Origin of the sequence: Tranquillimonas rosea (assembly GCF_900111315.1) — a bacterium.
Classification (GTDB): domain Bacteria; phylum Pseudomonadota; class Alphaproteobacteria; order Rhodobacterales; family Rhodobacteraceae; genus Tranquillimonas; species Tranquillimonas rosea.
This window is the reverse complement of sequence record NZ_FOGU01000002.1, coordinates 40,635-62,514: the sequence shown is the minus strand read 5'-3', so window position 1 is coordinate 62,514 and position 21,880 is coordinate 40,635. Positions and strand designations below refer to the sequence as shown.

Genomic DNA, 21,880 nt, shown 5'->3' with positions numbered 1-21,880 from the left:
TCCATTGCGGCGCGATGGCGTGCGCCCAATATCCGTATCGCGCCATGCAGGCAGTCCCTGAGCAGAAAACCTTTGCGTTTCCGTCAATTACGGCTTTCCTGGGGGCATGGCGAAGCTGGTCCTCCTGCACAAGGCCGACTCGATCTACGAGGATGAGCCGGACGTCGTCTATGACTTCCCGCGCGCCTACCTGAAGGCGGTCGAAGAGGCCGTGGGCGACTGGATCGTCTACTACGAGCCGATCAAGGCCGGGCCGCGCGGCTATTTCGCGGTGGCGAAGATCGAACGGGTGATCCCGAAGCCGGGCGTCGAGGGGCGGTTCCTCGCCATGATCGAACCCGGGAGCTTCCTTCCGTTCGACCGTGAGGTGCCGCGGTTGGTGGAGGGTCGGCCGATGGAGGCGTCCCTGACCGAACCGGACGGAACGCCGAAGAAGGGTGGCGCCGTGCAGCTGGCCGTGAGGCGGTTGCCGGAAGCGGACTTCGCCCGCATCGTCGATTTCGGTCTGCCACAGGAGTTGGAGCGGATCGAGGCGACGCGCTACGACCCGCACCCGGCCGAGCTTGCCGAGGGGGCCGAACGCTTCGAGCGCCCGGTGCTCGAGCGGCTCACCCGAAGGCCCTACCGCGATGTCGCCTTCCGCCGGAAAGTGCGCGCGGCCTATGGCTACCGCTGCGCCATGTCCGGCCTGATGCTGCGCAACGGCGGCGGGCGGCCCGAAGTGCAGGCGGCACACATCCGGCCCGTCGAGAGCCAGGGGAGCGACTCGGTGCGCAACGGTCTGGCGCTGTCGGGCACATTGCACTGGATGTTCGACCGGGGCCTGATCTCCGTGGCCGACGACTGCGAGACGATCCTCGTGTCGCACAACAAGGTGCCCGGCGACGTCGTGGGGCGGCTTCTGGCGCCCGACGGCAAGCTGGTCAGCCCCGAGGACGCACGGAACGCGCCGCACCCGGAGAACCTGCGCTGGCACCGCGAGAACGTATTTGGTCGGGCCATGCCGGACGACCCCGCGCCTTGGGGATAGCGCCGTTTTGTCGAGCGGGAGGCGCCGACGACGTTCAGTGAGGGGGGGAAACGCGAAGGGGCGCAGCTCCCGCTGCACCCCCCGACAGATCGTGATGGCGTTTGGGTCAGACGCAAGGCCGGTAGGTCTCGGCCAAATAAGACGGGCAGAGCGCGTGCTCGGCGCGCAGGAAGCTGGAGCTTGGACCGCCGATGTCTGTCGCCGGCACGGGATCATTGGCGCGACGTTCTAGTCGTGGAAGCGCCACCATGGCGGCATTGAGGAATCCGCCGTGACGAGGCGCGTGCCTCACGGGCAGTGTAGTTGCTTGATCGCCGTGCCCTTAACCGCGGAGCGTTTCCGCGTTTGGCAGATGCGCATGTAGCGCCGGCTGGCACGTGCGGTCGGAACCAGAGAAGTTCTACCGTGGGGTGTCCCCGTCGCTTCTTCGCTCGCGCCAGATGACGTAGAGGCCGCTGGCGATGATCACGGAAGCGCCGACAACGGCCGGCCTGTCTGGCACCTCGTTCCAGATCAGCCATCCCAGGGCGGTGGCCCAGACCAGCCCGGTATAGTCCAGCGGCGCGACGATCGCGGGCGGTGCGAGGCGGAAGGCCTGCGTCATCATCGTCATGCCGGCGGTGCCGAACAGGGCGATGGCGGCGAAGAGCCAGAGATCGTCGAGACGGATCGGTGTCCAGACGACCGGGACGACAACCGCGCTCAGAAGCGCGCTGGACCCTGTCAGGTAGAGGAGCATCGTCCAGACGCTCTCGCGCGGATCGAGCCATCGCGCGCTCAGCATGAGCAGGGCATAGAGGAACGCGGTCGACACCGGCAGCAAGGAGACCGGCTGGAACGCGGCCGTCCCCGGGCGAATGACGATGAGCACGCCGATGAAACCGGCCAGGACCGCAAGCCAGCGCCGCGGGCCCACCTGTTCGTGCAGCAGCGCCGCGGAGAGTGCGGTGATGAAAAGGGGGGCGACGAAGATGAGCGCCGTCGCCTCGGCCAGGCCGAGATGCATGAAGCTGGTGAAGAACAGAATGGTTGCGGCGATCCAGAGCCCGCCCCTCACGAGATGCGCCGCCGGCCGGTGGGAGCGCAGGGCGGCGGGCCCGCCCATCGTCAAGGCGAGGCCGATGGCAACGGGCAGGGCGATCAGGTTGCGCAGGAAGAGGATCTGAAGGGGAGAATACGTGGTGACGAGGAGCTTCGCGAGCGCATCGTTGACGCTGAGGCACGCCACCCCTGCGCACATCATCGCGACACCCGCCGCCGTTCCGTCGCGTGGCGCCGCCATGTCGCCTTGCATGCCTCCTCCTCCTCCCCGCCTCGGCCTGGTCCCGACGGGCGAGGCGGTCCGCTTTCCCTGGATGCGTGCTTCCGAGACAATCGTGCGGTCCGGCCCGGCACAAGAGGCCTCGGGCCGTCCGGGGCCGATGTCATCCGATTTCTGAAACCTTTTGGGGGCGGGGCCGCGTACCCGGAGATGTCGCGAGTAAAAAGGAGTGACACCATGAAGTCCCTTATCGTTTCCGCCGGTGCGCTGGTTCTTGGCGCCGGCATTGCCACCGCTCAGGAAGAGATGACGCCGGGCATCGAGGCCATGGACCAATCCGTCGAGAACGGCGTGGTGAGCGCCGAGACGGTCACCGCACCGGAGACCGGCTGGCTGGTGGTGCACCGCACCGACGCGGAGATGGCGCCGGGGCCGGTCGTCGGCCATGCGCCGCTACGGGCGGGGGAGACCGCCGATGTGGCGGCGATCCTGACCGAGGAGGTGGAGCCGGGCGATATGCTGATGCTGATGGTGCACTCGGAAGCGGGCGGCTCGGAGACCGGTGTCTTCGAATACACGCTCGGGGCCACGGAAGACGGCCCCATCCGGGTCGACGAGGCGCTGGTGACCACCACGATCACCGCCCAGTGATCCGGTTCCCGGCGGGGTCGGCGAGGTGGCTGACCCCGCCCGGCGGGCGCAGGGCACCTCCCTCGGGCCCTGCGCCCGTCTTTTCGGGTAGGGCCACGCCGGGGCGGCACCGCGCGCAGACCGGTGACATGATGCCCTGCCACTGCGTCTTGTCGATCTTCCCCCGACGGCCAGTGAACTGCCCCGGCACTCGAATACGATCGGCATGAGAGCGTTTGAGCAGGGCTTGTTCCGGGCCTTCGCCGCGCGCCACCCGAACGATTGCCTCGGATATCTACGAGAATGGCAAGACTCGGTGAGGTGCCGACGACACCGGTGGCTCGGAAGAGCAGATACTGGCCGCGCAGGGGGCGCTGCCCCCGTCGCCTGCGGCGACTCCCCCGGGATATTTGGGGGCAGAAGAAGGAGGCGCCGGGGCGGTGTCAGGCGGTCTTGTCCTCGAAGAGGCAGAGGTCGCGGATCAGGCAGGCGGGGCATTTCGGTTTGCGCGCGACGCACACGTAGCGGCCGTGCAGGATCAGCCAGTGATGGGCGTGGCGCTGGAACTCCACCGGCACGTTGTCCTCGATCGCGCGCTCGACCGCGGCCACGTCCTTGCCCGGCGCGAGGCCGGTCCGGTTGGCGACGCGGAAGATATGCGTGTCGACGGCCTGCGCGGGAAAGCCCCACCACATGTTCAGGACGACGTTCGCCGTCTTGCGACCGACCCCCGGCAGGGACTGCAGCGCGGCGCGGGACGAGGGCACCTCTCCGCCGTATTCGTCTACGAGGATGCGGCTGAGCTTGATGACGTTCTTCGCCTTGTTGCGGTAGAGGCCGATCGACTTGATGTGTCCGACGAGCCCTTCCTCGCCCAGGGCCAGCATCCGCTCCGGCGTGTCGGCGACCTGGAACAGCTCTTTCGTGGCCCGGTTCACACCTGCATCTGTGGCCTGCGCGCTGAGCGCGACCGCCACGAGCAGGGTGTAGGCGTTGGTGTGGGACAACTCACCCCTCGGTTCGGGCTCGGCCGTCTCGAAGCGCTCGAACGCGGTGCGCACGGTTCTGTAGGGGAGCTGCTTTGCCATCGGGGCCGTGTATGCCCGCCCGCGCGGGCCGCGGCAAGCGGGCGGCGGCGCGATGCGCAACATACGGGTCGCGTGGCGGGCCGCCGGGCACTACCTTCACGGCAGATGGAGGACAGGACGATGACCGTGCACCACCCCCCCGCGGACACCGAGGACGGGTATCACTGGCAGCTGATGCGCCGCGCGATCGACCGGCTGGACGCTCCGGACGGCCGAGACATGACTCTGGAGCAGATCGCCGCCGAGATGAACCTGTCGCCCGCGCATTTCCAGCGCCTGTTCAGCCGCTATGCCGGGGTGTCGCCGAAGCGATTTCAGCAATACCTGCGTCTGGGCCACGCCAAGGCGCTGCTGGCCGAGCGGCACACCACGCTGGAGACGGCACTCGGCACCGGGATGAGCGGCACCGGGCGGCTGCACGACCTGTTCCTGCGCTGGGAGGCGATGAGCCCCGGCGACTATGCGAGCGGCGGGGCGGGGCTGACGATCCGCCACGGGTGGCATGCGGGCCCGTTCGGCCCGATGCTGGCGATGGCGACCGAGCGCGGGCTCTGCGGACTGGCCTTCACCGCCGAGACGGGAGAGACCGCCGCGATGGACGACCTGCGCGCGCGCTGGCCCGCGGCGGACCATCGCCACGATCCTGCGGCGACCGCGCCCCATGTCGAGGCCGCCCTGGCGGGGCGCGGCGAGGCGCGGCTGCACCTGATCGGCGCCCCGTTCCAGATCAAGGTCTGGGAGGCGCTCCTGTTGGTGCCCGAGGGCCATGTCACGACCTATGGCGAGATCGCCCGTGCCATCGGCCGGCCCCGCGCCGTGCGTGCGGTGGGCACCGCCGTGGGCCGCAACCCGGTGAGCTGGCTGATCCCCTGCCACCGCGCCCTGCGCAAGAGCGGCGGGTTGGGCGGATACCACTGGGGGCTGCCGGTCAAGCGTGCGCTACTTGCCGCCGAATCCGCGGAAACCGGCGCATAACAGCGGCATAGCGATGTTCCGCCAGAAATCGGTAATACCTCGTGCTTCCCGCCCGGCCATCGCGTATAGACCGACTTGGAGATGTGTCATTCCATCACGGGGAGGTATCCCATGACCAAGAAACCAGTTCTTTTCGCAGCCGTTGCCGGGGCCCTCGTCCTGTCCGGCTGCGCCGACCCGCGGTTCCAGCAGGGCGGCGATCTCGAGCGGACCGGCCAGGGCGCCCTCGCCGGCGCCGTGACGGGCGGCATCCTGGGCGCTGCCACCGCCGGTGACGACCGCGGCAAGAGCGCGGCGATCGGCGCCGCCCTCGGCGCGGCCGGCGGCGCGGCCATCGGCAACGTGCTCGACCGGCAGGCGCGCGAGCTGCGCAACGACTTCGACAACAGCGCCATAGATGTGGTCAACAATGGCGATCAGCTGCTCGTGCGGATGCCGCAGGACATCCTGTTCGCCACCGATAGCGCATCGGTCAACTCGACCCTGCGCTCGGACCTCGGCGTTCTGGCGGGCAGCCTGAACCGGTACCCGAACTCGGTGGTGCAGGTCGTCGGCCATACCGACAACACCGGCAGCGCCGCCTACAACCAGACGCTGTCCGAGCGCCGCGCGCAGTCGGTCGTGTCGATCCTGAACCAGAACGGCGTGTCGGCCGGACGTCTGCAGGCCATCGGCCGCGGCGAGGACGAGCCCATCGCCTCGAACCTGACCGACAGCGGGCGGGCGCAGAACCGCCGGGTGGACATCATCATCCGCCCGACGACCTGACCCGCCAAGCGTGTCCGACGGACAGGGCCGGTCCCCCGAGGGGGCCGGCCCTTTTTCGTGGCCGGTTGCCCGCGCGCGGCGGTGGTCATATCACTTGACCAGACGCCGCGGAGACGCCGATGCCCTTTCGACAGGTCCAGCCCGAACGCCTTTCCCATGCCGTCGTGCGGCAGATCGAGGAGCTGATCCTGCGCGGCCTGCTGCGCCCCGGCGAGCGGCTGCCCTCGGAGCGGGACCTGAGCGAACGGCTGGGCGTCTCGCGCCCCTCGCTGCGCGAGGCGGTTGCCGACCTGCAGGCGCGCGGGCTTCTCAGCAGCCGGGCGGGGGCGGGCATCTTCGTGTCGGAGGCGCTGGCCGCGACCTTCCCCCCTGCCCTGACCGAGCTCTTCGGCAGCCATGCCGAGGCGGTGGTCGACTACATCGCCTTCCGCCGCGACATGGAGGGGCTGGCGGCCGAGCGGGCGGTGCGCAACGGGACGGATACCGACCTTGCCGTCATCGACGCCGTGTTCCGGCGGATGGAGGCCGCGCATCGGGATCCCGACGCGGCGCGCGAGGCGCAACTCGACGCCGAGTTTCACCTCTCAATCATCGAATCCTGCCACAACGTCGTCATGCTGCACATGATGCGGGCGATGTTCCGGCTGCTGCGCGAAGGCGTGTTCTACAACCGGCAGGTCATGTTCGGGCGCAGCGTCACGCGCGACTCGCTGCTGGATCAGCACCGCGCGATCAACGACGCCATCCAGTCACGCGACGCCGACGCCGCGCGGGCAGCGACCGAGGCGCATCTGGGCTATGTCGAAGAGGCGCTGCTAGCACAGCAGAAGGTGGACGCGCAGGACGCGCTCGCGCGGCAGCGGCTGGCGCGGGAGAGACGCTGACACCCTGAAACGACAACGGCCCGGTTCGCGGGGAACCGGGCCGTCGTGACTGCCGATCGGGCCAGCCTCAGTGAAGCTTGGCCTCGACCGTCTTGATCGAGTCCTCGATCATCGCGTTGGCCTTCTGCGCCGTCATCTCCTTGGAGACGACGTCCCGCGCCGCGGCCACGGCGACGTCGATCGCCCGGTTGCGGATATCGCGGATCGCGGCCGCCTCGGCCGAGGCGATCTGGTCCTCGGCTGCCTGGATACGACGCTCGACCGAGCGGTCGATGTCGTCCTTCGCGGCGCGGGCGTTGGCCTCGGCGTCGGCCTTGGCCTTTGCGACGATGCGGTCGGCCTGGGCCTGGACCTCTTTCTGCTTGCGCTCGTAAGAGGCCAGCAGGGTCTGCGCCTCTTCACGCAGCTCGCGCGCTTCGTCGAGGTCCTTCTTGATGCCCGCGGCGCGGGTGTCCAGCATGCCCATCAGGCGCTCAGGCACTTGGAAGAATGCCAGCACGCCGATGAACAGCACGAAGGCCACCAGCACCACGAAGTCCGTGTTGCTGAGGACGAAGAACGAGTCGCCGGCGGCCAGAGCGGGCGTCGCCGTCACGCTCGCCGCGGTCAGGGTGAGGATCGCTCTGGTCATCGCGCTTGCCCCTTCATGCGGTTCTGGACCGCTTCGTTCACGGTCGCGTCGTCGGCGGACCAGCCAAGCGCGGAGACCAGGGCCTGCGCGGTATCGCGGGCGACCTCCTCGACGCTCTGCATCGCGCCCTCGCGGATGTCCGCGATGCGCTTTTCCGATTCCGACGTGCGCTCGGCAATCTGAGCGTTCGCCTTGGCCAGCGCCTCGTCGAGCTCGGCCTGCATTTCGGCCTTGGTCTCTTCCGAGATGCGGTTGGCCTCGGACCGGGCCTCGGCCAGCGCCTTCTCGTAGGCGGCTTCGGCCTCGGTCGCCTTGAGCTTGAGCTCTTCGGCGGCGGCCACGTCGTTGGTCATCGTGCCCTGACGCTCGGCCAGGACGGCCGCGATGCGCGGCAGCGCGATGCGCGACAGGATGTAATAGATCGCGACCAGCGTCACCAGAAGCCAGAAGATCTGGTTCGGGAAGGTGGTCACATCGAGTTGCGGCATGCCGACCGCTTCGCCGCCGCCGTGGGCGGCGCTGGCGCCGTGCCCGGCGGCCGCATCGGCACCGTGGCTACCGGCGGCCGTGGCGGCATCGGCGCCTTGCGCCTGGGCCTCTTCGGTGTGCTGCGCCATGTCGTCCCCCTGGAACCTGTGATGCACACGGACGGGTGCGATGCACCCGCCCGGTCGTAAGGATCGTCAGGGTCGTATCAGACCGCGAACATCAGCAGAAGCGCGACGAGGAACGAGAAGATCCCCAGGGCTTCCGCGAACGCGATGCCGATGAACAGGGTCGCGGTCTGCGCGCCGGCGGCCGACGGGTTGCGAAGCGCACCCGACAGGAAGTTGCCGGCGACGTGGCCCACACCGATTGCCGAGGCGCCCGAGCCGATCGCGGCCAGGCCGGCACCGATGAATTGACCCATGTTTGCGATATCGCCTTCCATGATTTCTCTCCTTACGATGGAATTGGCTGAGGTTACGTACCGACGGCTGCGTCAGTGATGCGGATGCAGGGCATCCTTCAGGTAGACGCAGGTCAGGATGGTGAAGACGTAGGCCTGGATGAAGGCCACCAGCAGTTCGAGCGCGTAGATCGCGGTGATCGCCAGGATCGGGAAGAACCCGAACAGGCCAAGCGCCCCTGCGAAGCCGGCGAACACCTTGATCACGGCGTGGCCCGCCATGAGGTTGCCCGCAAGACGGATGGAGTGGCTGACCGGGCGCACGAAGTACGAGATGACCTCGATGATGGCGAGCACCGGCCGCAGCGGCAGCGGCGCCGCGCTGACCCAGAACAGGCCCAGGAATTCCTTGCCGTTCAGGACAAAGCCCAGGATCGTGACGGTCAGGAACACAGCCAGCGCCAGGACCGCCGTCACGGCGATGTGCGAGGTCAGCGTGAACGCCATCGGGAGCAGCCCGAGGAAGTTCGCGACCACGATGAACATGAACAGCGTCATCACGTAGGGGAAGTACTTCAGCCCCTCGCGGCCCGTGACGTCCTCGATCATCTTGTGGACGAAGCCATAGCTCAGCTCGGCCACGGACTGCGCCCGCGACGGGATCACCGCCCGGCCCGACGTGCTGGAGACCAGCAGGACGAAGACCGCCGCGACCGCGATCAGCATCCACAGGGTCACGTTCGTGGGCGTGTACCACGCAACGGAGTCGCCGAAGAGCGGCGTGACCACGAACTGGTCCATCGGGTGAATGCTGGTGGCGGCCTCCTGCGGCTGCAGGAACAGCGTGGCGATCACCAGAAGCGCCAGCGCCGCGTACAGGATGATGCGTCCGTATCCGCCGCCTTGGGCGGAACTTTGATCGGTCTGATGGGCCACGCTCAGGTCCTTTCGTCATCATCGCGGGAGGCATCCTCGCCGTCCCGGCCCCGGTTCTGGAATTCTTGGGCGGAGCGAAGCATTGTCTTCACGCCGGCCACGAAGCCCAGCATCGTAAATATCACCAAGAAGATCGGTATCGTGCCGAACACCGCGTCCAGCCCGTACCCGATCCAGAAGCCGATCACCAGCCCGGCAACCAGCTCGATGACCATCCGCCAGCCGAGCTCGGCATTGGAATGGGCATCCTCGGTCGGTTTCGGCTTGGGGGTCTGTTTCGCCTTCGCCGCCGCGATCCGGTCCTCGAGCGCCTTCATGCGCTCCTTCTCCGTCTCGTCGACCATCGAGGCCCCCGTCGCCAGTCGGCGGGAAGCTAGGGAGGGAGGCGTGCCGAGTCAAGCATCGCCGCGCCGCCGAAATAATCCCATTAAGTCATTGGTTTTCAACGATTCCATGAAAGCCGCGCCGCCGCATCGCGCAGCGTGACGCCACAGGGTGCGCGGAAACCATATTCAACCATTCAGTTGACGTTTCGCGCTGCATGAGGCACCGCATGGGCGTGGCACATCATCTCGACCTCGTCTTCGCGGCCCTCGCCGACCCCACCCGCCGGGCGATCCTTCAGCTCTTGCTCGAGGACGACATGGCCGTCACCGACATCGCCGAGCCGTTCGAGATGTCCCTCGCCGCCGTGTCCAAGCATGTCTCCATCCTCGCCGCGGCCGGGCTGATCACGCAGGAAAAGCGCGGCCGGCTGAAATGGTGCATGCTTGATCCCGACGCCCTGCGCGAGGCGTCGGCGTGGATGCAATCCTTCGGGCAGTTCGAGGCGGTGAACCTCGACGCGTTCGAGCGCTTTCTCAGCACCGAACTGGCCGCGCCGCCCGCCGCCGATCCGGCGGGCTGACGCCGACGTCGCCTATTGCGCCAGCGGCACCGTCGCCGGGGTCGAGCCGCCGCCGTCGTCCGACAACACGCCGAACAGCACCGCCGCGCCGATCAGGCCGCCCGCGATGGCGCCCTGCCCCACGGCCCCGGCCCCTTCGGGCAGGACCGGAGAACTGGCCGGCGTGCTGACGCGCTGATCCGTCGCCGCGAGACCGACGAAATCCGACGCCTCGCACTCCGGCACGTCGATCGTCACGATGTTGCCGCCCGTCGGCACCGGGGCCCGGATGCCGTATTCCGCGGCGAGCACATCGCGCAGCGCGGCGTTCTGGCCGGCAACCTCGGCGTTGCCGCGCGGATCGGGCATGCGCACCTCGCAGGTGGCCGCCTGTGCGACCCCGGTCGCGGCGATCGCGGCGGCGGCCAGCGCCCCGCGCGTCAGAATGGTAATGCGTGTCATTGTCCCTCGCTCAACTCTCGTGCTTGCGTCGTTTGTATCAGGACGGGCGCGCCGGGCAACGCCGCTACGAGGTGGCGTCGGACCGCCACTCCTTCGACGCCTCCTTCAGCGCGGCGAGAAAGGCCTGCACCTTGGTGGTGCGGTGGAGGTCCACGTGGGTGACGATCCACAGCCGCGCCTGCCATTCCGGGCGCGACGGCATCACCTGCACGAGATCCGGCACCGCGTCGCGCTGCAGCATCGAGATGAAGCCCAGCCCCACCCCCGCCTGCACGGCCTCGCGCATCACGCGGTCGTCCGTGGCGCGGAAGATCACGTTGTCGGGCCCGATCGTGTCATAGAGCCAGCGGAAGAACGGGGCGCGGGTCGTGGCGATGTCGTCGTTCGCCACGAAATCGTGGTTGGCCAGGTCGGCGTCGCTCTGCGGATACCCCTTGCGCTCGAGATACCCGCGCGAGGCGAAAAGACCGAACTGCTCGGTCAGCAGCGGTTGCACGACGTTGTCGGGCTCGTCCGGGGCGGCACCGGCACGGATGGCGACATGCGCCTCGCCGTATTCCAGCCGGAACACGCGCGCATCGGCCAGGAAGCGGACGATCAGGCCGGGATGGTCGGCTTGGAACTGCGCCAGCACCGGCGTCAGCTTGTAGGACATCGAGGGCAGCGTGGTAATCACCAGCTCGCCCGTGACGGTATGGCCGCGTCCCTTGATTCGCCCTGCAAGCTGCGTGAACTGGTCGTCCGTCGCCTGCGCGACCTGCAACAGGTCCGAGCCCGCCTCGGTCGGGGTGTAGCCGCGCGCATGCCGCTGGAACAGCTTGACCCCCAGCCGCCCCTCGAGCGCGTCGATATGCCGGATGACCGTCGCGTGGTGGACGCCCAGCACCTCGGCCGCGCCGCTCACCGTGCCGCGCTTGGCCACCTGGAAGGCGGTGCGGATTTCGTCCCAGTTGTCCATCACGCCCACCTATGCGCGAAACCGCCCATTTCGGCAAGACGGCGCGACGGGGCCAACAATAACAGGCCCCAAAACAAGACGGGCGCCCCGTTGGGGGCGCCCGTCATTCGGTCACGAGACCGGCAATCCTGAACGGATCACTCGGTGGTCGTGGTTTCCGTGTCGTCGTCGTCGTCGTCGTCCGCGAGGACGGCGGCGGCCAGGGCCGCGGTCGCCACACCGGCGCCGATCACGACGGGGCTGATGCCGCCCGCGCCAGCGGGAAGCGCGGCCTGGCCGGTAACCGGAGCAACCGGGGCCGGCTCTTCAGCCGCGGGGGACAGGCCGCCGGCGAGCGCCGGAGCAGCTGCGAGGCACAGGGCCGAGATAGATGCGATAAGTTTCATGTCTGCCTTCCTTCAGGAATTGCCAGTGTCGGAGGCTAGTAGATTCTGCACGTTTTACCAGACCCCTCTTTCACGAAGTCCGCGAGATCAGCACGACACCGCCGCAGCGTTGCCGGAATCCCACGTATTCAGCCCCCGACGCGAGGGCGCGCGGCTTGACTCGCACGGCCGCTTGGGCCACAAGCGCGCGCAATTCCGGATGGTTCCACACCTTCCGGTCCCGGTCCATAGGCCGGGATCGCCCCCCGCCAGCGAGGATTCGCCCGCGGGGGCATTTTTGCATTGCCTCCCCCCGGAGGCGTTTATCGCGCGCCCGCCGCTCCCTAGATCGGGGTGGACTGGCATCCGCTCCGGCCTTCGGAGCGGTCCCACACGCCTCCGCGGGGGCCCGAACGAAACGGTGGAAGGAGCCGAGACATGTTCGAAAATCTGTCCGAACGCCTCTCCGGCGTCTTCGACCGCCTGACCAAGCAGGGCGCGCTGAGCGAAGATGACGTCAAGACCGCGCTGCGCGAAGTGCGCACCGCCCTGCTCGAGGCCGACGTCTCGCTTCCGGTGGCCCGCAGCTTCATCAAGCGCGTGCAGGAAAAGGCCACCGGTCAGGCGGTGACGAAGTCGGTCACGCCCGGCCAGCAGGTCGTCAAGATCGTCCATGACGAGCTGGTCGCAACCCTGACCGGCGAGGGCGAGCCCGGCGCGCTCAAGATCGACAGCGCTCCGGCGCCGATCCTGATGGTGGGCCTCCAGGGCTCGGGCAAGACGACGACCACCGCGAAGCTCGCCAAGCGGCTGAAGGACACGCAGAACAAGCGCGTGCTGATGGCCTCGCTCGACACCAACCGCCCCGCGGCGATGGAGCAGCTGCAGGTGCTGGGCCAGCAGATCGGGGTCGACACCCTGCCCATCGTGCAGGGCGAGGATCCGGTGACGATCGCCAAGCGCGCCAAGACCCAGGCCAGCCTGGGCGGCTACGACGTCTACATGCTCGACACCGCCGGCCGCCTGCACATCGACCAGGAGCTGATCGAACAGGCCGCCGCCGTGCGCGACGTGGTCACCCCTCGCGAGACTCTGCTGGTGGTCGACGGCCTGACCGGCCAGGACGCGGTCAACGTGGCCGAAGAATTCGACGGCCGCATCGGCGTCTCCGGCGTCGTCCTCACCCGGATGGACGGCGACGGCCGCGGCGGCGCCGCGCTGTCGATGCGTGCTGTCACCGGCAAGCCCATCAAGTTCGTCGGCCTCGGCGAGAAGATGGACGCCATCGAGGAATTCCACCCCGAGCGGATCGCCGGCCGCATCCTCGGGATGGGCGACATCGTCAGCCTGGTCGAGAAGGCGCAGCAGACGCTCGAGGCCGAACAGGCCGAGCGCATGATGAAGCGCATGGCCAAGGGTCACTTCACCATGAACGACCTGCGCATGCAGCTCGAGCAGATGCTCAAGATGGGCGGCATGGAAAGCATGATGGGCATGATGCCCGGCATGGGGAAGATGGCCAAGCAGGTCGAGCAGTCGGGCTTCGACGATTCGATGCTGCGCCGCCAGATCGCGCTGATCCAGTCGATGACCAAGAAGGAGCGCGCCAATCCGCAGCTCCTCCAGGCCTCGCGCAAGAAGCGCATCGCCAAGGGCGCCGGCCTGGAAGTGTCCGAGCTCAACAAGCTTCTCAAGATGCATCGCCAGATGGGTGACATGATGAAGAAGATGGGCAAGATGGGCAAAGGCGGCATGATGAAGCAGGCCATGCGCCAGATGTTCGGCAAGGGCGGTATGCCCTCCGAGGCCGAGATGCAGCAGGCCGCCGGCCAGATGGGCGGCGGCGCCGGTGGTGGCGGTGGCGGCGGCATGCCGCCCGGCGGCTTTCCGGGCATGGGCCCCGGTGCCGGCGGACAGGGCCTGCCCCCCGGCCTGTCGGGATTCGGCAAGAAGAAATGACGCCGCCGGTGCTGCATACCCGGCGCCTGCGGCTGCGCGCGCCCCATACGGGCGATTTCGACGTGCTGTCGACGTTTCTGATGTCCGAGCGCGCGCGCCATGTCGGCGGCCCTCTGTCGGACGCGACGCAGTGCTCGCGCACGCTGGGAAACCTGGCGGGGATGTGGATGCTGCGGGGCTTCGGCGCGTTCGTGTTCACGCAGCGCGATGACGACCGGGCGCTCGGCATGGCCGGCCCCTGGCAGCCGATGACCTGGCCCGAGCCCGAGATCGCCTGGTCGGTCTGGGCGCCAGAGGCCGAGGGCACCGGGCTCGCCCACGAGGCCGCGCTGGCCGCCCGCGACCACGCGTTCCGCGACCTCGGCTGGACCACCGCCGTCAGCTATATCGACCCCGAGAACGTGCGCTCGATCCGCCTGGCCGAGCGGCTGGGCGCGACGCGCGACACCGGGGCGACCCCGCCTCCGGGCAGTGGCCCGATCCACGTCTACCGCCACGCACCGGAGGCCGCATGACCGATCACACCTCTCGCGCCGCCGAGCTTCTGCGGGACCACCGCGAAAGCATCGACCGGCTGGACGCGATCCTGATCTACACCCTGGGCGAGCGGTTCAAGCACACCCAGGCGGTCGGACGCCTCAAGGCGGCGCACGACCTCCCCCCGAGCGATCCCGAGCGCGAGACGCAGCAGATCGCCCGGCTCGAAGACCTGGCGGAGCGGGCCGATCTCGACCCAGCCTTCGCCAAGAAGTTTCTGGCTTTCGTGATCGCGGAAGTCATTCGCCACCACGAAGCACACAGCAAGACAGACCCCTAGGAAGGAACACCGACATGGCCACCAAGATTCGCCTTTCCCGCGGCGGCAGCAAGAAGCGCCCCCACTACTCCATCGTCGTCGCCGACAGCCGCAAGCCGCGCGACGGCCGTTTCCTGGAGAAGCTGGGCACCTACAACCCGCTGCTGCCGAAGGACCACGAAGAGCGCGTGCGCATCAACCTCGAGCGCGTGCAGGCCTGGCTCGACCACGGCGCCGTCCCGACCGACCGGGTGAGCCGCATGCTCGAGGCCCGCGGCGTGCTTTCCACCAAGAAGCGCGACAACCCGAACAAGGGCACGCCGGGCAAAGCCGCGCAGGAACGCGCCGCCGCCCGCGCCGAGAAGCAGGCAGCTGCCGCCGAGAGCGAAAGCGCCGAGTGATCGGCCCGACGGCCCGCCCTCTGGCGGGCCGTTTCGCGTCGGACCGGCGGGAGAGGAGCGATGGCGCACTGGATCGGCGTCGTGCACCGCGCGCAGGCCCGGATGGCCCGCGAGGCCGGACAGGTCGCCTTCAGCCACGGCCGCGAGTCGCTGGTGCGTGGCCTCGACGTGGATGACACGGTGATCTACTACGCACCGAAATCCGACAGGGACGGCGTCCCGGTGCAGGCCTTCGTGGCCCATGCCACCGTGACCGGCGCCGCCCCCTACGAGACCGAGTTCCGCCCCGGCCTGACCGGCTGGGTGCGCGATGCGCGGTTCGACGACGTGCGCGAGGTGCCGGTGAAGCCCATGCTCGACAGCCTGTCCTTCGTTCCCAACAAGCGGAACTGGGGCCTGACCTTCCGCGGCGGCCGGTTCTCGATCCCGCCCGAGGATTACGCCCGGATCGCCGGCGCGATGCTGGGAGGTGCGGCATGAGCGGCGACGACAGGGTCGTGGTCGGCGCGATCGCCGGCGCCTTCGGCGTGCGGGGCGAGGTGCGGCTCAAGAGCTTCTGCGCCGAGGCCGAGGCGATCGCGGACTATGCCCCGCTGACCACCCAGGACGGCGGGCGCAGTTTCGACGTCACGCTGACCGGCAACGCCGCCAACGGGCTGACCGCGCGACTGTCCGGGATCGACACCAAGGAACAGGCGGACGCGCTGAAAGGGGTGCAGCTCTACGCCCCGCGCGACCGCCTGCCCTCCCTGCCCGACGACGAGTTCTACCACGCCGACCTGATCGGGCTGGAGGTGATGGATACCGGCGGGCAGTCGCTGGGCCATGTCCGTGCGGTGATGAACCACGGCGCGACCGACCTTCTCGAGGTGCACGCCCCCGGCCGCCGCGCCACCGTCCTTCTGCCCTTCACGCTCGAGGCGGTGCCGACGGTCGACCTGGCCGCCGGGCGGCTCGTCGCCGACCCGCCCGAGGGGCTGTTCGACGACGAGTGAGGAACGAAGCACCGCGCGGCCGAGTTACCGCGGCGACCAATGACAGAACGTCGCACGCGAAAGGACCGCAATGCTTGAAATCATCCTCATCCTCCTCGTCGTCGCCGCGATCGCCGGCCTCCTGGGCTTCGGCCGCATCTCGGGCCTCGCGCTGAGCGGCGCGAAGATCCTGATCGCGATCGTGCTGATCCTGTTCCTGCTGGTGCTGCTGGGCATCATTTCACTCGCCTGACCCGCACGATCCCCCTACCGCGCGCGTCCTGCGCGCGGTAGGAGACCGGGCCATGACAGCGCCCACCCGATCCCACGGCCGACTCACCATCCGCCCCAGCGCCGAGCCGCGCGACCTGATCTCCGAACGTCCGGACCTGAAGGACGCATGGGAGGCCAAGGTCGTCACCCTGTTTCCAGACGCCTTTCCCGGCGTCCTCGGCGCGTCGCTGACCGGCAAGGCCCTGCAGGAGGGGCTGTGGCGGCTGACGCCCATCGACCTGCGCATCTTCGGCGAGGGCAAGCACCGCAATGTCGACGACACGCCCGCGGGCGGCGGCGCTGGCATGGTGATGCGGCCCGACGTGGTGCATCGCGCGCTGCGGATGGCGGCGCGCGGCACGCCGCAGGACCACCGGCGCTGGCCGGTCGTGTATCTCTCGCCGCGGGGCCGCCCGTTCGATCAGCGCATGGCCGAGCGCTTTGCCGAGGCCGAGGGGATGACGCTGCTCTGCGGCCGGTTCGAGGGCGTCGACGAGCGCGTGATAGAGCATCACGGCATCGAAGAGGTGAGCCTGGGCGATTTCGTCCTGACCGGTGGCGAGATCGCCGCGCAGGCCTTGATCGACGCCACCGTGCGCCTTATACCGCGCGTACTTGGGAATCAGGCATCGGCCGAGGAGGACTCCTTCTCGGATTTTTTGCTTGAGCACCCCCAGTACACAAAACCCGCCGTCTGGGAGGGCCGCGCGATACCCGACATTCTCCTGTCGGGGCACCACGCGAACATCGCCGACTGGCGCCGGGACATGGCCGAAAGGCTGACAAAGGAACGCCGCCCTGATCTCTGGCGGGCTTACTGTGAGAAACACGGTAGGGACCCGGACGGAGACCGAGAGCTCTGAGGGCGCCACACGTCGCGGGGAACCACCCGCGCCAGTAGAGGAGCGCGACAGATGGATCTGATCGCACAACTGGAAGCCGAGCAGATCGAAGAGCTCGGCAAGGACATTCCCGACTTCAAGGCGGGTGACACCGTGCGGGTCGGTTACAAGGTGACCGAAGGCACTCGCAGCCGGGTGCAGAACTTCGAAGGCGTCTGCATCAGCCGCAAGAACGGCCATGGCATCGCCGGCACCTTCACCGTCCGCAAGATCTCGTTCGGCGAAGGCGTGGAGCGTGTCTTCCCGCTGCATTCAACCAACATCGAGGCGATCACCGTGATCCGCCGCGGCCGGGTCCGCCGGTCTAAGCTGTATTACCTGCGCGCGCGCCGGGGCAAGTCGGCCCGGATCGCCGAGGACGTCCACTACAAGCCCAAGAGCGACGGCAAGAAAGCCGCGCAGGGAGTGAAGAAATGAAGCGCGACACGCATCCCGATTACCACCTCGTCGACGTCAAGCTGACCAACGGCGAGATCGTGCAGATGAAGTCGACCTTCGGCTCCGAGGGCGACACGATCACTCTGGACATCGATCCCAGCGCGCACCCGGCCTGGACCGGCGGCTCGCAGCGCCTGATGGACACCGGCGGCCGCGTCTCGCGGTTCAAGAACAAGTACGAAGGCTTCGGCTTCTGAGCCATCCGGCCATTCGATTTCGGAGAACGCCGTCCCGTCGGGGCGGCGTTTTCTCGTTTCGCGCGAAACATTAGAAGCGCCGCATGTTTCGCGCGCGAAACGCACCTGCCGCGCCCGCCAAGCGCCGGGAAGCGCGGGATTTTCGCACCATTTCCCCGCCTCATGCCGCCCGCGCCTTTCACTGGCGAGTCGCCCCACATAAAGTGGCCCGCGAGACGCGAAGGCGCGGCCATCAGGGGAAAGAGGACAGGACGTGGCGCATATCATCGTCGTGGGCAACGAAAAGGGCGGGTCCGGCAAGTCGACCACCTCGATGCATGTGGCCACCGCCCTCGTGCGGCTCGGATACCGGGTCGGCGCGCTCGACCTCGACCTGCGCCAGAAGAGCTTCGGCCGCTACATCGAGAACCGCCGCGTCTATACCGAACGCCACGGCCTCAGCCTGCCCTGCCCCGAGTATCGCGACCTCCCCGAGATCGACCAGTCGCATCTCGAGCCCGGCGAGAACGTGCACGATCGCCGCCTCTCCGCCGCAGTGTCGGGAATGGAGGAGGGCGCCGATTTCATCCTGATCGACTGCCCCGGCTCTCACACCCGGCTCAGCCAGGTCGCGCACAGCTTGGCCGACACGCTGATCTCGCCGCTGAACGACAGCTTCGTCGATTTCGACCTGCTGGCCCATATCGACCCGGAGACGAACAAGATCCTCGGCCCCTCGGTCTATGCCGAGATGGTCTGGAACGCCCGGCAGCTGCGGGCGCAGGCGGGGCTGAAACCGATCGACTGGATCGTCGTGCGCAACCGCCTGGGCGCGCAGCAGATGCACAACAAGAAGAAGATGGGCGACGCGCTGGAAAACCTCAGCAAGCGCATCGGCTTTCGCGTCGCGCCCGGTTTTTCCGAGCGCGTCATCTTCCGCGAACTGTTTCCCCGCGGCCTGACCCTGCTGGACCTCAAGGATATCGGCGTCGGCAACCTGAACCTCAGCAACATCGCCGCCCGTCAGGAACTGCGCGACCTGATCAAGGAGCTGCGGCTGCCGGGGGTGACCGTCGACTTCTGATCACGAGGTCCGGTGCACCCCGCGCAGCCGTCCCAGCCGCGTCACTGGCGCGGCGGGTGGCTCGGGAAGCAGTTCCTCCTGCTCGGCGAGCGGGGCGAAGCGGTTCTGTGCGCGGGCGGTGCGCGGCGAGCGGTGACGACGCGGCGGCTGGTGGCGCACCATCTCGTTGATCCGCCGCACCTCGGTCCGCCGCGCGCGGCTGTGGCGCAGCACCACGCTCGACACCATCAGCACCAGCGCCAGCAGGAACAGCGCGGTCCTCATGTGCGAGGGCACGGGCGCCTCCAGCGCGGCGGCGCGGCCCTCGGGGAACGGCGTCAGCGCGACCTGGGACGGCGCCAGCGCGAACCCGGCGGCGGCGAAGGCCTCGGTCGCCCGCGCTTGCAGCGCGTCGGGCGCACCGGGAAATCCCGACAGTCGCACGACCGGCCCGACGGCGCCCTCGCCGATCGGCTCGGGCAGCAGCGTGTCGGCGGCCATCGGCTCGACCGTGCGGGCGCGGTCGGGGTAGTAGACCAGCCCCAGCACGACCGGCTCCGCGCCGCCGGTGGCGCGCGAGGACAAAAGGGGATAGACCACGGCCCGCATCCGGGTCAGGCCCTCGCGGTAGCGGACGGCGATCGCGGCGTCGGGATCGATCTGCGCCAGCAGCGTCGCCTCGCCTGCAGGGCCCTCGTGGCGCGCGGGGTCGAAATCCTGGATCGCCACGCCCGCGGGCGCCTCGGCATGGAGAGCGAGGCGGTTCGACGCCGTCTTCTGCGCGGTCACGTAGCCGACCGCGACCGCCCCTGCGAGCGCCACGACCGCCCCGAGTTGCAGAAGCCGCGGCGCCGCGTGCGCCAATCTGGACAGACCCGTCGATGTCATTGCCTGCGCTACCTCCGCCGCATGTGTCGTTTTGGCCCGGATTGTCCGCCGAGAACGGCGATACGAGGGCAGCCTTCACGGCAAACGAGGCAATTTCTGGACACTGTGACCGGCGCCGATTCAATCTCGGAGCGATGGGCAGATTATTGCCGGCACGCGATCGGAAGCGCGCAAAAAAACGCGCGGCCCGAGGGACCGCGCGCTTAGATGAGCTCTTTCAGAAAGCCTGGGCGATTAGCCTTCGTTCTGCTCGCCCTGCTGACCGCCGCCCTGCTGCTGCTGGGGCATGCGCTCCTGAACCATCGCGGTGATCGCCTGGTTCAGTTCCTCGTTCTCCGACGAGGCCTCGCCGATCTCGATGTACTCGTCGATGCTGATGCCGTCGGTGTCCTCGACCGCCGTGCGCATCTCTTCCGTCGCCTCCTGGGCGATGGTCTGACGCTGCTCTTCGCTTTCGGCCGACTGCATGCGGACCGCGTAGGTCTGGCGCAGCGAGGCGACGTTCATCGCCGCGTCGACGAAGGACGACAGCGTCTCCTCGTCGTAGCCCGCGACCGAGCCTGCACCGTCCGAGCTGGACGAGTCGTTCTGAGCGGTGGTCATGTCGCCGCTCTCGCTCTCGCTGTCCGACATCGAATCGCTCTCGGCCGTCATGCTTTCGCCGTCGCTGCCGCCGTCATCCGACATCATGTCGTTCTGCGCGGTGTCGCTGGACTGCTCCATCGCGGGCTGGTCGCTCGACATCTCGCTGCTGCTGTCGCTCTGCGACAGTGCGATGGCCGGGGTCAGCGCCAGCGCGATGGCCGGAACGAGGGCAGTGGTCTTGCGGAAGGTCATGGACTTTCCTCTCATCTGGTTTGGCTTTCGTACGGTGCGAACCGCACATCATCGGGGCCTCAACGTGCCAGGGTGACACATAGGTTCCTGAAACGGGGTTACGAAACCCCGGAGCGGAAAGCCGCCAGTCACCATTTCTCACGCAGGCGAAAGCGTGCAGAAATATCTTGCGCGATCCCGGATTCGGCCTCATAGAACAGTCCGCGACGTTACTCTCTATCGACCCTGTCTGCTTCACCGGCAATCAGCGCACTCGATCTAGCACTGACAACGCCGAGCCGTTGCAATACCGCGAACGGCAAGACTGAAGGAGACCACGGAATGGCCAATGGCACCGTGAAATGGTTCAACACCACCAAAGGCTACGGCTTCATCGCGCCCGAGTCCGGTGGCAAGGACGTGTTCGTCCATATCTCGGCCGTCGAGCGTTCGGGCCTGACCGGCCTGCAGGACGACCAGAAGGTCACCTATGACCTCGAGAAGGGCCGCGACGGCCGCGAGAGCGCCGTCAACCTCGCCCTCGCCTGAACCATTTCCGCGCTTTAGCGCGGGAGACTGAGATGACGATCGCGCCGGAGCCCCGGCGCGGTCACCCGGCCCCGGCGGCTGCGAGCACCTCGTCCGCCAGCGCCTCGATTTCCGGAGCCCAAGCGCCCTTGCCGCGCTCCAGCACGCCCTTCCCCTGCCCCAGCGCCTCGGCATAGACGACACGGTTGCCCAGAATCGTCTGGGCCCGCGCGACCCCGAGATCCGCGATGGTCTGCGCCACCTCGATGGCGATGCGGGTTCCAGGACGGGCGCGGTTCAGCACCACCAGCGTCTCGCGCCCCTCGCGCCCCGCAAGGTCCAGGACCGATTCCGTCGCCCAGACATCCACCTGGCTGGTCGCCACAGGCACCAGCACCAGGTCGCTGGCCCTGAGAGCCGGGCGCAGGTCGGCGTCGACCTTGGGCGGCGTGTCGACCAGCACCACGTCGGCCTGTCGCTTCAATTTGTCGCACTCGTAGCTGACGCCCCAGGCGCTGGCGGTCGAGAACTCCATCCCCGGGTCCTCACCGCTTTCGACCCGCGTCATGAACCAGCGGCCGAGCGAGCCCTGCGGATCGGTGTCGAGCAGCGCCACCGTCAGGCCGCGCCGATGGAATGCGACCGCCAGGTTCAGCGCGATCGTGGTCTTGCCCGATCCGCCCTTCTGCTGGGCCACCGTGATGACATGTCCGCTCAAACGACACTCTCCCCCTGCCTTTGTATGCTGCGGCGCAGCGTAGAGTGCCCCGTGCGTCAAGACAATGGCGGGGCCCCGGGCGGGCGTCCAGCCCGCGTCGCGGGCCCTTTCCGATCCGCCTTGCTGCGGGGGTGTTCCGCGCCTGAGCAATGTTGCGGCGCACCGCCTTATCGGTCACATCTAAA

General features: G+C 68.2%; 31 protein-coding genes. 18 read left to right on the top strand and 13 right to left on the bottom strand.

The window, feature by feature from the left end; translation table 11 throughout:
• The first annotated feature begins 106 nt into the window (after window positions 1–106).
• The gene (locus tag BMZ25_RS03340; protein ID WP_092688443.1) at window positions 107–1,030 is read left to right on the top strand and encodes an HNH endonuclease; all 924 of its coding nucleotides are present in this window, start codon (window positions 107–109) and stop codon (window positions 1,028–1,030) included.
• Between the two features lie 400 nt (window positions 1,031–1,430).
• On the opposite strand, the gene BMZ25_RS03335 is transcribed toward BMZ25_RS03340, so the two are convergent.
• Window positions 1,431–2,324, bottom strand: coding sequence for a DMT family transporter (locus tag BMZ25_RS03335; RefSeq protein WP_092688441.1), 894 nt, complete (start codon window positions 2,322–2,324; stop codon window positions 1,431–1,433).
• 204 nt (window positions 2,325–2,528) lie between these two features.
• Between BMZ25_RS03335 and BMZ25_RS03330 the strand changes: the two genes are divergently transcribed.
• A complete protein-coding gene (locus BMZ25_RS03330) occupies window positions 2,529–2,942 on the top strand; it encodes a DUF7282 domain-containing protein (RefSeq protein WP_092688438.1) in 414 nt (137 codons plus the stop codon).
• A 422-nt stretch (window positions 2,943–3,364) separates the two neighbouring features.
• Here the strand turns inward: BMZ25_RS03330 and nth are convergent, their stop codons facing one another.
• Complete coding sequence (gene nth / locus BMZ25_RS03325) at window positions 3,365–4,009, bottom strand: endonuclease III (protein ID WP_092688435.1); 645 nt, start codon at window positions 4,007–4,009, stop codon at window positions 3,365–3,367.
• 120 nt (window positions 4,010–4,129) lie between these two features.
• On the opposite strand from nth, the gene BMZ25_RS03320 reads away from it, so the two are divergent.
• The 3 genes from BMZ25_RS03320 (at window position 4,130) to BMZ25_RS03310 (ending at window position 6,636) form a co-directional block, all read left to right on the top strand.
• Window positions 4,130–4,984, top strand: a complete 855-nt coding sequence (locus BMZ25_RS03320; RefSeq protein ID WP_092688432.1) for a methylated-DNA--[protein]-cysteine S-methyltransferase — start codon at window positions 4,130–4,132, stop codon at window positions 4,982–4,984.
• A gap of 111 nt (window positions 4,985–5,095) precedes the next feature.
• A complete protein-coding gene (locus BMZ25_RS03315; RefSeq protein WP_092688429.1) occupies window positions 5,096–5,752 on the top strand; it encodes a YiaD family glycine zipper/OmpA-like lipoprotein in 657 nt (218 codons plus the stop codon).
• Window positions 5,753–5,871: 119 nt separating this feature from the next.
• Window positions 5,872–6,636 (top strand): FadR/GntR family transcriptional regulator, encoded by a 765-nt coding sequence (locus BMZ25_RS03310; RefSeq protein ID WP_092688427.1) that lies wholly within the window; start codon window positions 5,872–5,874, stop codon window positions 6,634–6,636.
• Between the two features lie 67 nt (window positions 6,637–6,703).
• Here BMZ25_RS03310 and BMZ25_RS03305 read toward each other — a convergent pair whose 3' ends face one another.
• The 5 genes from BMZ25_RS03305 to BMZ25_RS03285 all read right to left on the bottom strand — a co-directional run bounded on the left by BMZ25_RS03305 (window position 6,704) and on the right by BMZ25_RS03285 (window position 9,436).
• Entirely contained in the window at window positions 6,704–7,267 is a 564-nt protein-coding gene (locus tag BMZ25_RS03305) for a F0F1 ATP synthase subunit B (RefSeq protein ID WP_092688424.1), read from the bottom strand.
• Window positions 7,264–7,884, bottom strand: a complete 621-nt coding sequence (locus BMZ25_RS03300; RefSeq protein ID WP_092688421.1) for a F0F1 ATP synthase subunit B' — start codon at window positions 7,882–7,884, stop codon at window positions 7,264–7,266. The genes BMZ25_RS03305 and BMZ25_RS03300 overlap by 4 nt, the downstream gene beginning before the upstream one ends.
• 77 nt (window positions 7,885–7,961) lie before the next feature.
• Window positions 7,962–8,198, bottom strand: a complete 237-nt coding sequence (locus tag BMZ25_RS03295; protein WP_092688419.1) for a F0F1 ATP synthase subunit C — start codon at window positions 8,196–8,198, stop codon at window positions 7,962–7,964.
• Between the two features lie 51 nt (window positions 8,199–8,249).
• Window positions 8,250–9,023, bottom strand: coding sequence for a F0F1 ATP synthase subunit A (locus BMZ25_RS03290; protein WP_268874188.1), 774 nt, complete (start codon window positions 9,021–9,023; stop codon window positions 8,250–8,252).
• 71 nt (window positions 9,024–9,094) lie between these two features.
• Window positions 9,095–9,436, bottom strand: a complete 342-nt coding sequence (locus tag BMZ25_RS03285) for an AtpZ/AtpI family protein (RefSeq protein ID WP_092688416.1) — start codon at window positions 9,434–9,436, stop codon at window positions 9,095–9,097.
• Between the two features lie 209 nt (window positions 9,437–9,645).
• Between BMZ25_RS03285 and BMZ25_RS03280 the strand changes: the two genes are divergently transcribed.
• A complete protein-coding gene (locus BMZ25_RS03280) occupies window positions 9,646–9,999 on the top strand; it encodes an ArsR/SmtB family transcription factor (protein WP_092688413.1) in 354 nt (117 codons plus the stop codon).
• Between the two features lie 12 nt (window positions 10,000–10,011).
• On the opposite strand, the gene BMZ25_RS03275 is transcribed toward BMZ25_RS03280, so the two are convergent.
• The 3 genes from BMZ25_RS03275 to BMZ25_RS03265 form a co-directional block, all read right to left on the bottom strand.
• The gene (locus tag BMZ25_RS03275) at window positions 10,012–10,440 is read right to left on the bottom strand and encodes a hypothetical protein (RefSeq protein ID WP_092688411.1); all 429 of its coding nucleotides are present in this window, start codon (window positions 10,438–10,440) and stop codon (window positions 10,012–10,014) included.
• 64 nt (window positions 10,441–10,504) lie between these two features.
• Window positions 10,505–11,398 carry a LysR family transcriptional regulator gene (locus tag BMZ25_RS03270; protein WP_092688408.1) on the bottom strand — a complete coding sequence of 298 codons (894 nt, stop codon included), beginning with the start codon at window positions 11,396–11,398 and terminating at the stop codon, window positions 10,505–10,507.
• 137 nt (window positions 11,399–11,535) lie between these two features.
• Window positions 11,536–11,784, bottom strand: a complete 249-nt coding sequence (locus BMZ25_RS03265) for a hypothetical protein (RefSeq protein ID WP_092688405.1) — start codon at window positions 11,782–11,784, stop codon at window positions 11,536–11,538.
• 417 nt (window positions 11,785–12,201) lie between these two features.
• Here BMZ25_RS03265 and ffh point away from each other — a divergent pair, with 417 nt between their 5' ends.
• From ffh to BMZ25_RS03210, 11 genes are all read left to right on the top strand, one after another.
• Complete coding sequence (ffh, locus tag BMZ25_RS03260) at window positions 12,202–13,722, top strand: signal recognition particle protein (protein WP_092688402.1); 1,521 nt, start codon at window positions 12,202–12,204, stop codon at window positions 13,720–13,722.
• A gap of 8 nt (window positions 13,723–13,730) precedes the next feature.
• Entirely contained in the window at window positions 13,731–14,237 is a 507-nt protein-coding gene (locus tag BMZ25_RS03255) for a GNAT family N-acetyltransferase (protein ID WP_235859764.1), read from the top strand.
• The gene (locus BMZ25_RS03250) at window positions 14,234–14,539 is read left to right on the top strand and encodes a chorismate mutase (protein ID WP_092688397.1); all 306 of its coding nucleotides are present in this window, start codon (window positions 14,234–14,236) and stop codon (window positions 14,537–14,539) included. Before BMZ25_RS03255 ends, BMZ25_RS03250 begins: the two co-directional genes overlap by 4 nt.
• Window positions 14,540–14,553: 14 nt before the next feature.
• A complete protein-coding gene (gene rpsP / locus BMZ25_RS03245) occupies window positions 14,554–14,919 on the top strand; it encodes a 30S ribosomal protein S16 (protein ID WP_092688394.1) in 366 nt (121 codons plus the stop codon).
• Window positions 14,920–14,979: 60 nt separating this feature from the next.
• A complete protein-coding gene (locus BMZ25_RS03240; RefSeq protein WP_092688391.1) occupies window positions 14,980–15,399 on the top strand; it encodes an EVE domain-containing protein in 420 nt (139 codons plus the stop codon).
• The gene (rimM, locus tag BMZ25_RS03235) at window positions 15,396–15,914 is read left to right on the top strand and encodes a ribosome maturation factor RimM (RefSeq protein ID WP_092688388.1); all 519 of its coding nucleotides are present in this window, start codon (window positions 15,396–15,398) and stop codon (window positions 15,912–15,914) included. The genes BMZ25_RS03240 and rimM overlap by 4 nt, the downstream gene beginning before the upstream one ends.
• A 70-nt stretch (window positions 15,915–15,984) precedes the next feature.
• Entirely contained in the window at window positions 15,985–16,146 is a 162-nt protein-coding gene (locus BMZ25_RS03230; RefSeq protein ID WP_092688385.1) for a DUF1328 family protein, read from the top strand.
• A 52-nt stretch (window positions 16,147–16,198) separates the two neighbouring features.
• Window positions 16,199–17,029: a tRNA (guanosine(37)-N1)-methyltransferase TrmD gene (trmD, locus tag BMZ25_RS03225; protein ID WP_092688382.1), complete on the top strand. Its 831-nt coding sequence runs from the start codon at window positions 16,199–16,201 to the stop codon at window positions 17,027–17,029.
• Window positions 17,030–17,080: 51 nt separating this feature from the next.
• Window positions 17,081–17,485: a 50S ribosomal protein L19 gene (gene rplS / locus BMZ25_RS03220; protein ID WP_092688379.1), complete on the top strand. Its 405-nt coding sequence runs from the start codon at window positions 17,081–17,083 to the stop codon at window positions 17,483–17,485.
• Window positions 17,482–17,703 carry a 50S ribosomal protein L31 gene (rpmE, locus tag BMZ25_RS03215; RefSeq protein WP_092688376.1) on the top strand — a complete coding sequence of 74 codons (222 nt, stop codon included), beginning with the start codon at window positions 17,482–17,484 and terminating at the stop codon, window positions 17,701–17,703. The genes rplS and rpmE overlap by 4 nt, the downstream gene beginning before the upstream one ends.
• A gap of 253 nt (window positions 17,704–17,956) precedes the next feature.
• Window positions 17,957–18,766, top strand: a complete 810-nt coding sequence (locus BMZ25_RS03210; RefSeq protein ID WP_092688373.1) for a division plane positioning ATPase MipZ — start codon at window positions 17,957–17,959, stop codon at window positions 18,764–18,766.
• Here BMZ25_RS03210 and BMZ25_RS03205 read toward each other — a convergent pair whose 3' ends face one another.
• Both BMZ25_RS03205 and BMZ25_RS03200 read right to left on the bottom strand, forming a co-directional pair.
• Complete coding sequence (locus BMZ25_RS03205) at window positions 18,767–19,633, bottom strand: hypothetical protein (protein WP_092688370.1); 867 nt, start codon at window positions 19,631–19,633, stop codon at window positions 18,767–18,769.
• A gap of 234 nt (window positions 19,634–19,867) precedes the next feature.
• Window positions 19,868–20,470: a DUF4168 domain-containing protein gene (locus tag BMZ25_RS03200; protein ID WP_177190368.1), complete on the bottom strand. Its 603-nt coding sequence runs from the start codon at window positions 20,468–20,470 to the stop codon at window positions 19,868–19,870.
• Window positions 20,471–20,791: 321 nt separating this feature from the next.
• Between BMZ25_RS03200 and BMZ25_RS03195 the strand changes: the two genes are divergently transcribed.
• Window positions 20,792–20,998 carry a cold-shock protein gene (locus tag BMZ25_RS03195; RefSeq protein WP_092688364.1) on the top strand — a complete coding sequence of 69 codons (207 nt, stop codon included), beginning with the start codon at window positions 20,792–20,794 and terminating at the stop codon, window positions 20,996–20,998.
• Window positions 20,999–21,059: 61 nt separating this feature from the next.
• Here BMZ25_RS03195 and parA read toward each other — a convergent pair whose 3' ends face one another.
• Window positions 21,060–21,695, bottom strand: coding sequence for a ParA family partition ATPase (gene parA / locus BMZ25_RS03190; protein ID WP_092688361.1), 636 nt, complete (start codon window positions 21,693–21,695; stop codon window positions 21,060–21,062).
• Window positions 21,696–21,880 lie beyond the last annotated feature (185 nt).

Coding starts and splice junctions, on each gene's coding strand:
- BMZ25_RS03340 (WP_092688443.1), top strand. CDS start 107: ATGGCGAAGCTGGTCCTCCTGCACAAGGCCGACTCGATCTACGAGGAT.
- BMZ25_RS03335 (WP_092688441.1), bottom strand. CDS start 2,324: ATGCAAGGCGACATGGCGGCGCCACGCGACGGAACGGCGGCGGGTGTC.
- BMZ25_RS03330 (WP_092688438.1), top strand. CDS start 2,529: ATGAAGTCCCTTATCGTTTCCGCCGGTGCGCTGGTTCTTGGCGCCGGC.
- nth (WP_092688435.1), bottom strand. CDS start 4,009: ATGGCAAAGCAGCTCCCCTACAGAACCGTGCGCACCGCGTTCGAGCGC.
- BMZ25_RS03320 (WP_092688432.1), top strand. CDS start 4,130: ATGACCGTGCACCACCCCCCCGCGGACACCGAGGACGGGTATCACTGG.
- BMZ25_RS03315 (WP_092688429.1), top strand. CDS start 5,096: ATGACCAAGAAACCAGTTCTTTTCGCAGCCGTTGCCGGGGCCCTCGTC.
- BMZ25_RS03310 (WP_092688427.1), top strand. CDS start 5,872: ATGCCCTTTCGACAGGTCCAGCCCGAACGCCTTTCCCATGCCGTCGTG.
- BMZ25_RS03305 (WP_092688424.1), bottom strand. CDS start 7,267: ATGACCAGAGCGATCCTCACCCTGACCGCGGCGAGCGTGACGGCGACG.
- BMZ25_RS03300 (WP_092688421.1), bottom strand. CDS start 7,884: ATGGCGCAGCACACCGAAGAGGCCCAGGCGCAAGGCGCCGATGCCGCC.
- BMZ25_RS03295 (WP_092688419.1), bottom strand. CDS start 8,198: ATGGAAGGCGATATCGCAAACATGGGTCAATTCATCGGTGCCGGCCTG.
- BMZ25_RS03285 (WP_092688416.1), bottom strand. CDS start 9,436: ATGGTCGACGAGACGGAGAAGGAGCGCATGAAGGCGCTCGAGGACCGG.
- BMZ25_RS03280 (WP_092688413.1), top strand. CDS start 9,646: ATGGGCGTGGCACATCATCTCGACCTCGTCTTCGCGGCCCTCGCCGAC.
- BMZ25_RS03275 (WP_092688411.1), bottom strand. CDS start 10,440: ATGACACGCATTACCATTCTGACGCGCGGGGCGCTGGCCGCCGCCGCG.
- BMZ25_RS03270 (WP_092688408.1), bottom strand. CDS start 11,398: ATGGACAACTGGGACGAAATCCGCACCGCCTTCCAGGTGGCCAAGCGC.
- BMZ25_RS03265 (WP_092688405.1), bottom strand. CDS start 11,784: ATGAAACTTATCGCATCTATCTCGGCCCTGTGCCTCGCAGCTGCTCCG.
- ffh (WP_092688402.1), top strand. CDS start 12,202: ATGTTCGAAAATCTGTCCGAACGCCTCTCCGGCGTCTTCGACCGCCTG.
- BMZ25_RS03250 (WP_092688397.1), top strand. CDS start 14,234: ATGACCGATCACACCTCTCGCGCCGCCGAGCTTCTGCGGGACCACCGC.
- rpsP (WP_092688394.1), top strand. CDS start 14,554: ATGGCCACCAAGATTCGCCTTTCCCGCGGCGGCAGCAAGAAGCGCCCC.
- BMZ25_RS03240 (WP_092688391.1), top strand. CDS start 14,980: ATGGCGCACTGGATCGGCGTCGTGCACCGCGCGCAGGCCCGGATGGCC.
- rimM (WP_092688388.1), top strand. CDS start 15,396: ATGAGCGGCGACGACAGGGTCGTGGTCGGCGCGATCGCCGGCGCCTTC.
- BMZ25_RS03230 (WP_092688385.1), top strand. CDS start 15,985: ATGCTTGAAATCATCCTCATCCTCCTCGTCGTCGCCGCGATCGCCGGC.
- trmD (WP_092688382.1), top strand. CDS start 16,199: ATGACAGCGCCCACCCGATCCCACGGCCGACTCACCATCCGCCCCAGC.
- rplS (WP_092688379.1), top strand. CDS start 17,081: ATGGATCTGATCGCACAACTGGAAGCCGAGCAGATCGAAGAGCTCGGC.
- rpmE (WP_092688376.1), top strand. CDS start 17,482: ATGAAGCGCGACACGCATCCCGATTACCACCTCGTCGACGTCAAGCTG.
- BMZ25_RS03205 (WP_092688370.1), bottom strand. CDS start 19,633: ATGACATCGACGGGTCTGTCCAGATTGGCGCACGCGGCGCCGCGGCTT.
- BMZ25_RS03200 (WP_177190368.1), bottom strand. CDS start 20,470: ATGACCTTCCGCAAGACCACTGCCCTCGTTCCGGCCATCGCGCTGGCG.
- BMZ25_RS03195 (WP_092688364.1), top strand. CDS start 20,792: ATGGCCAATGGCACCGTGAAATGGTTCAACACCACCAAAGGCTACGGC.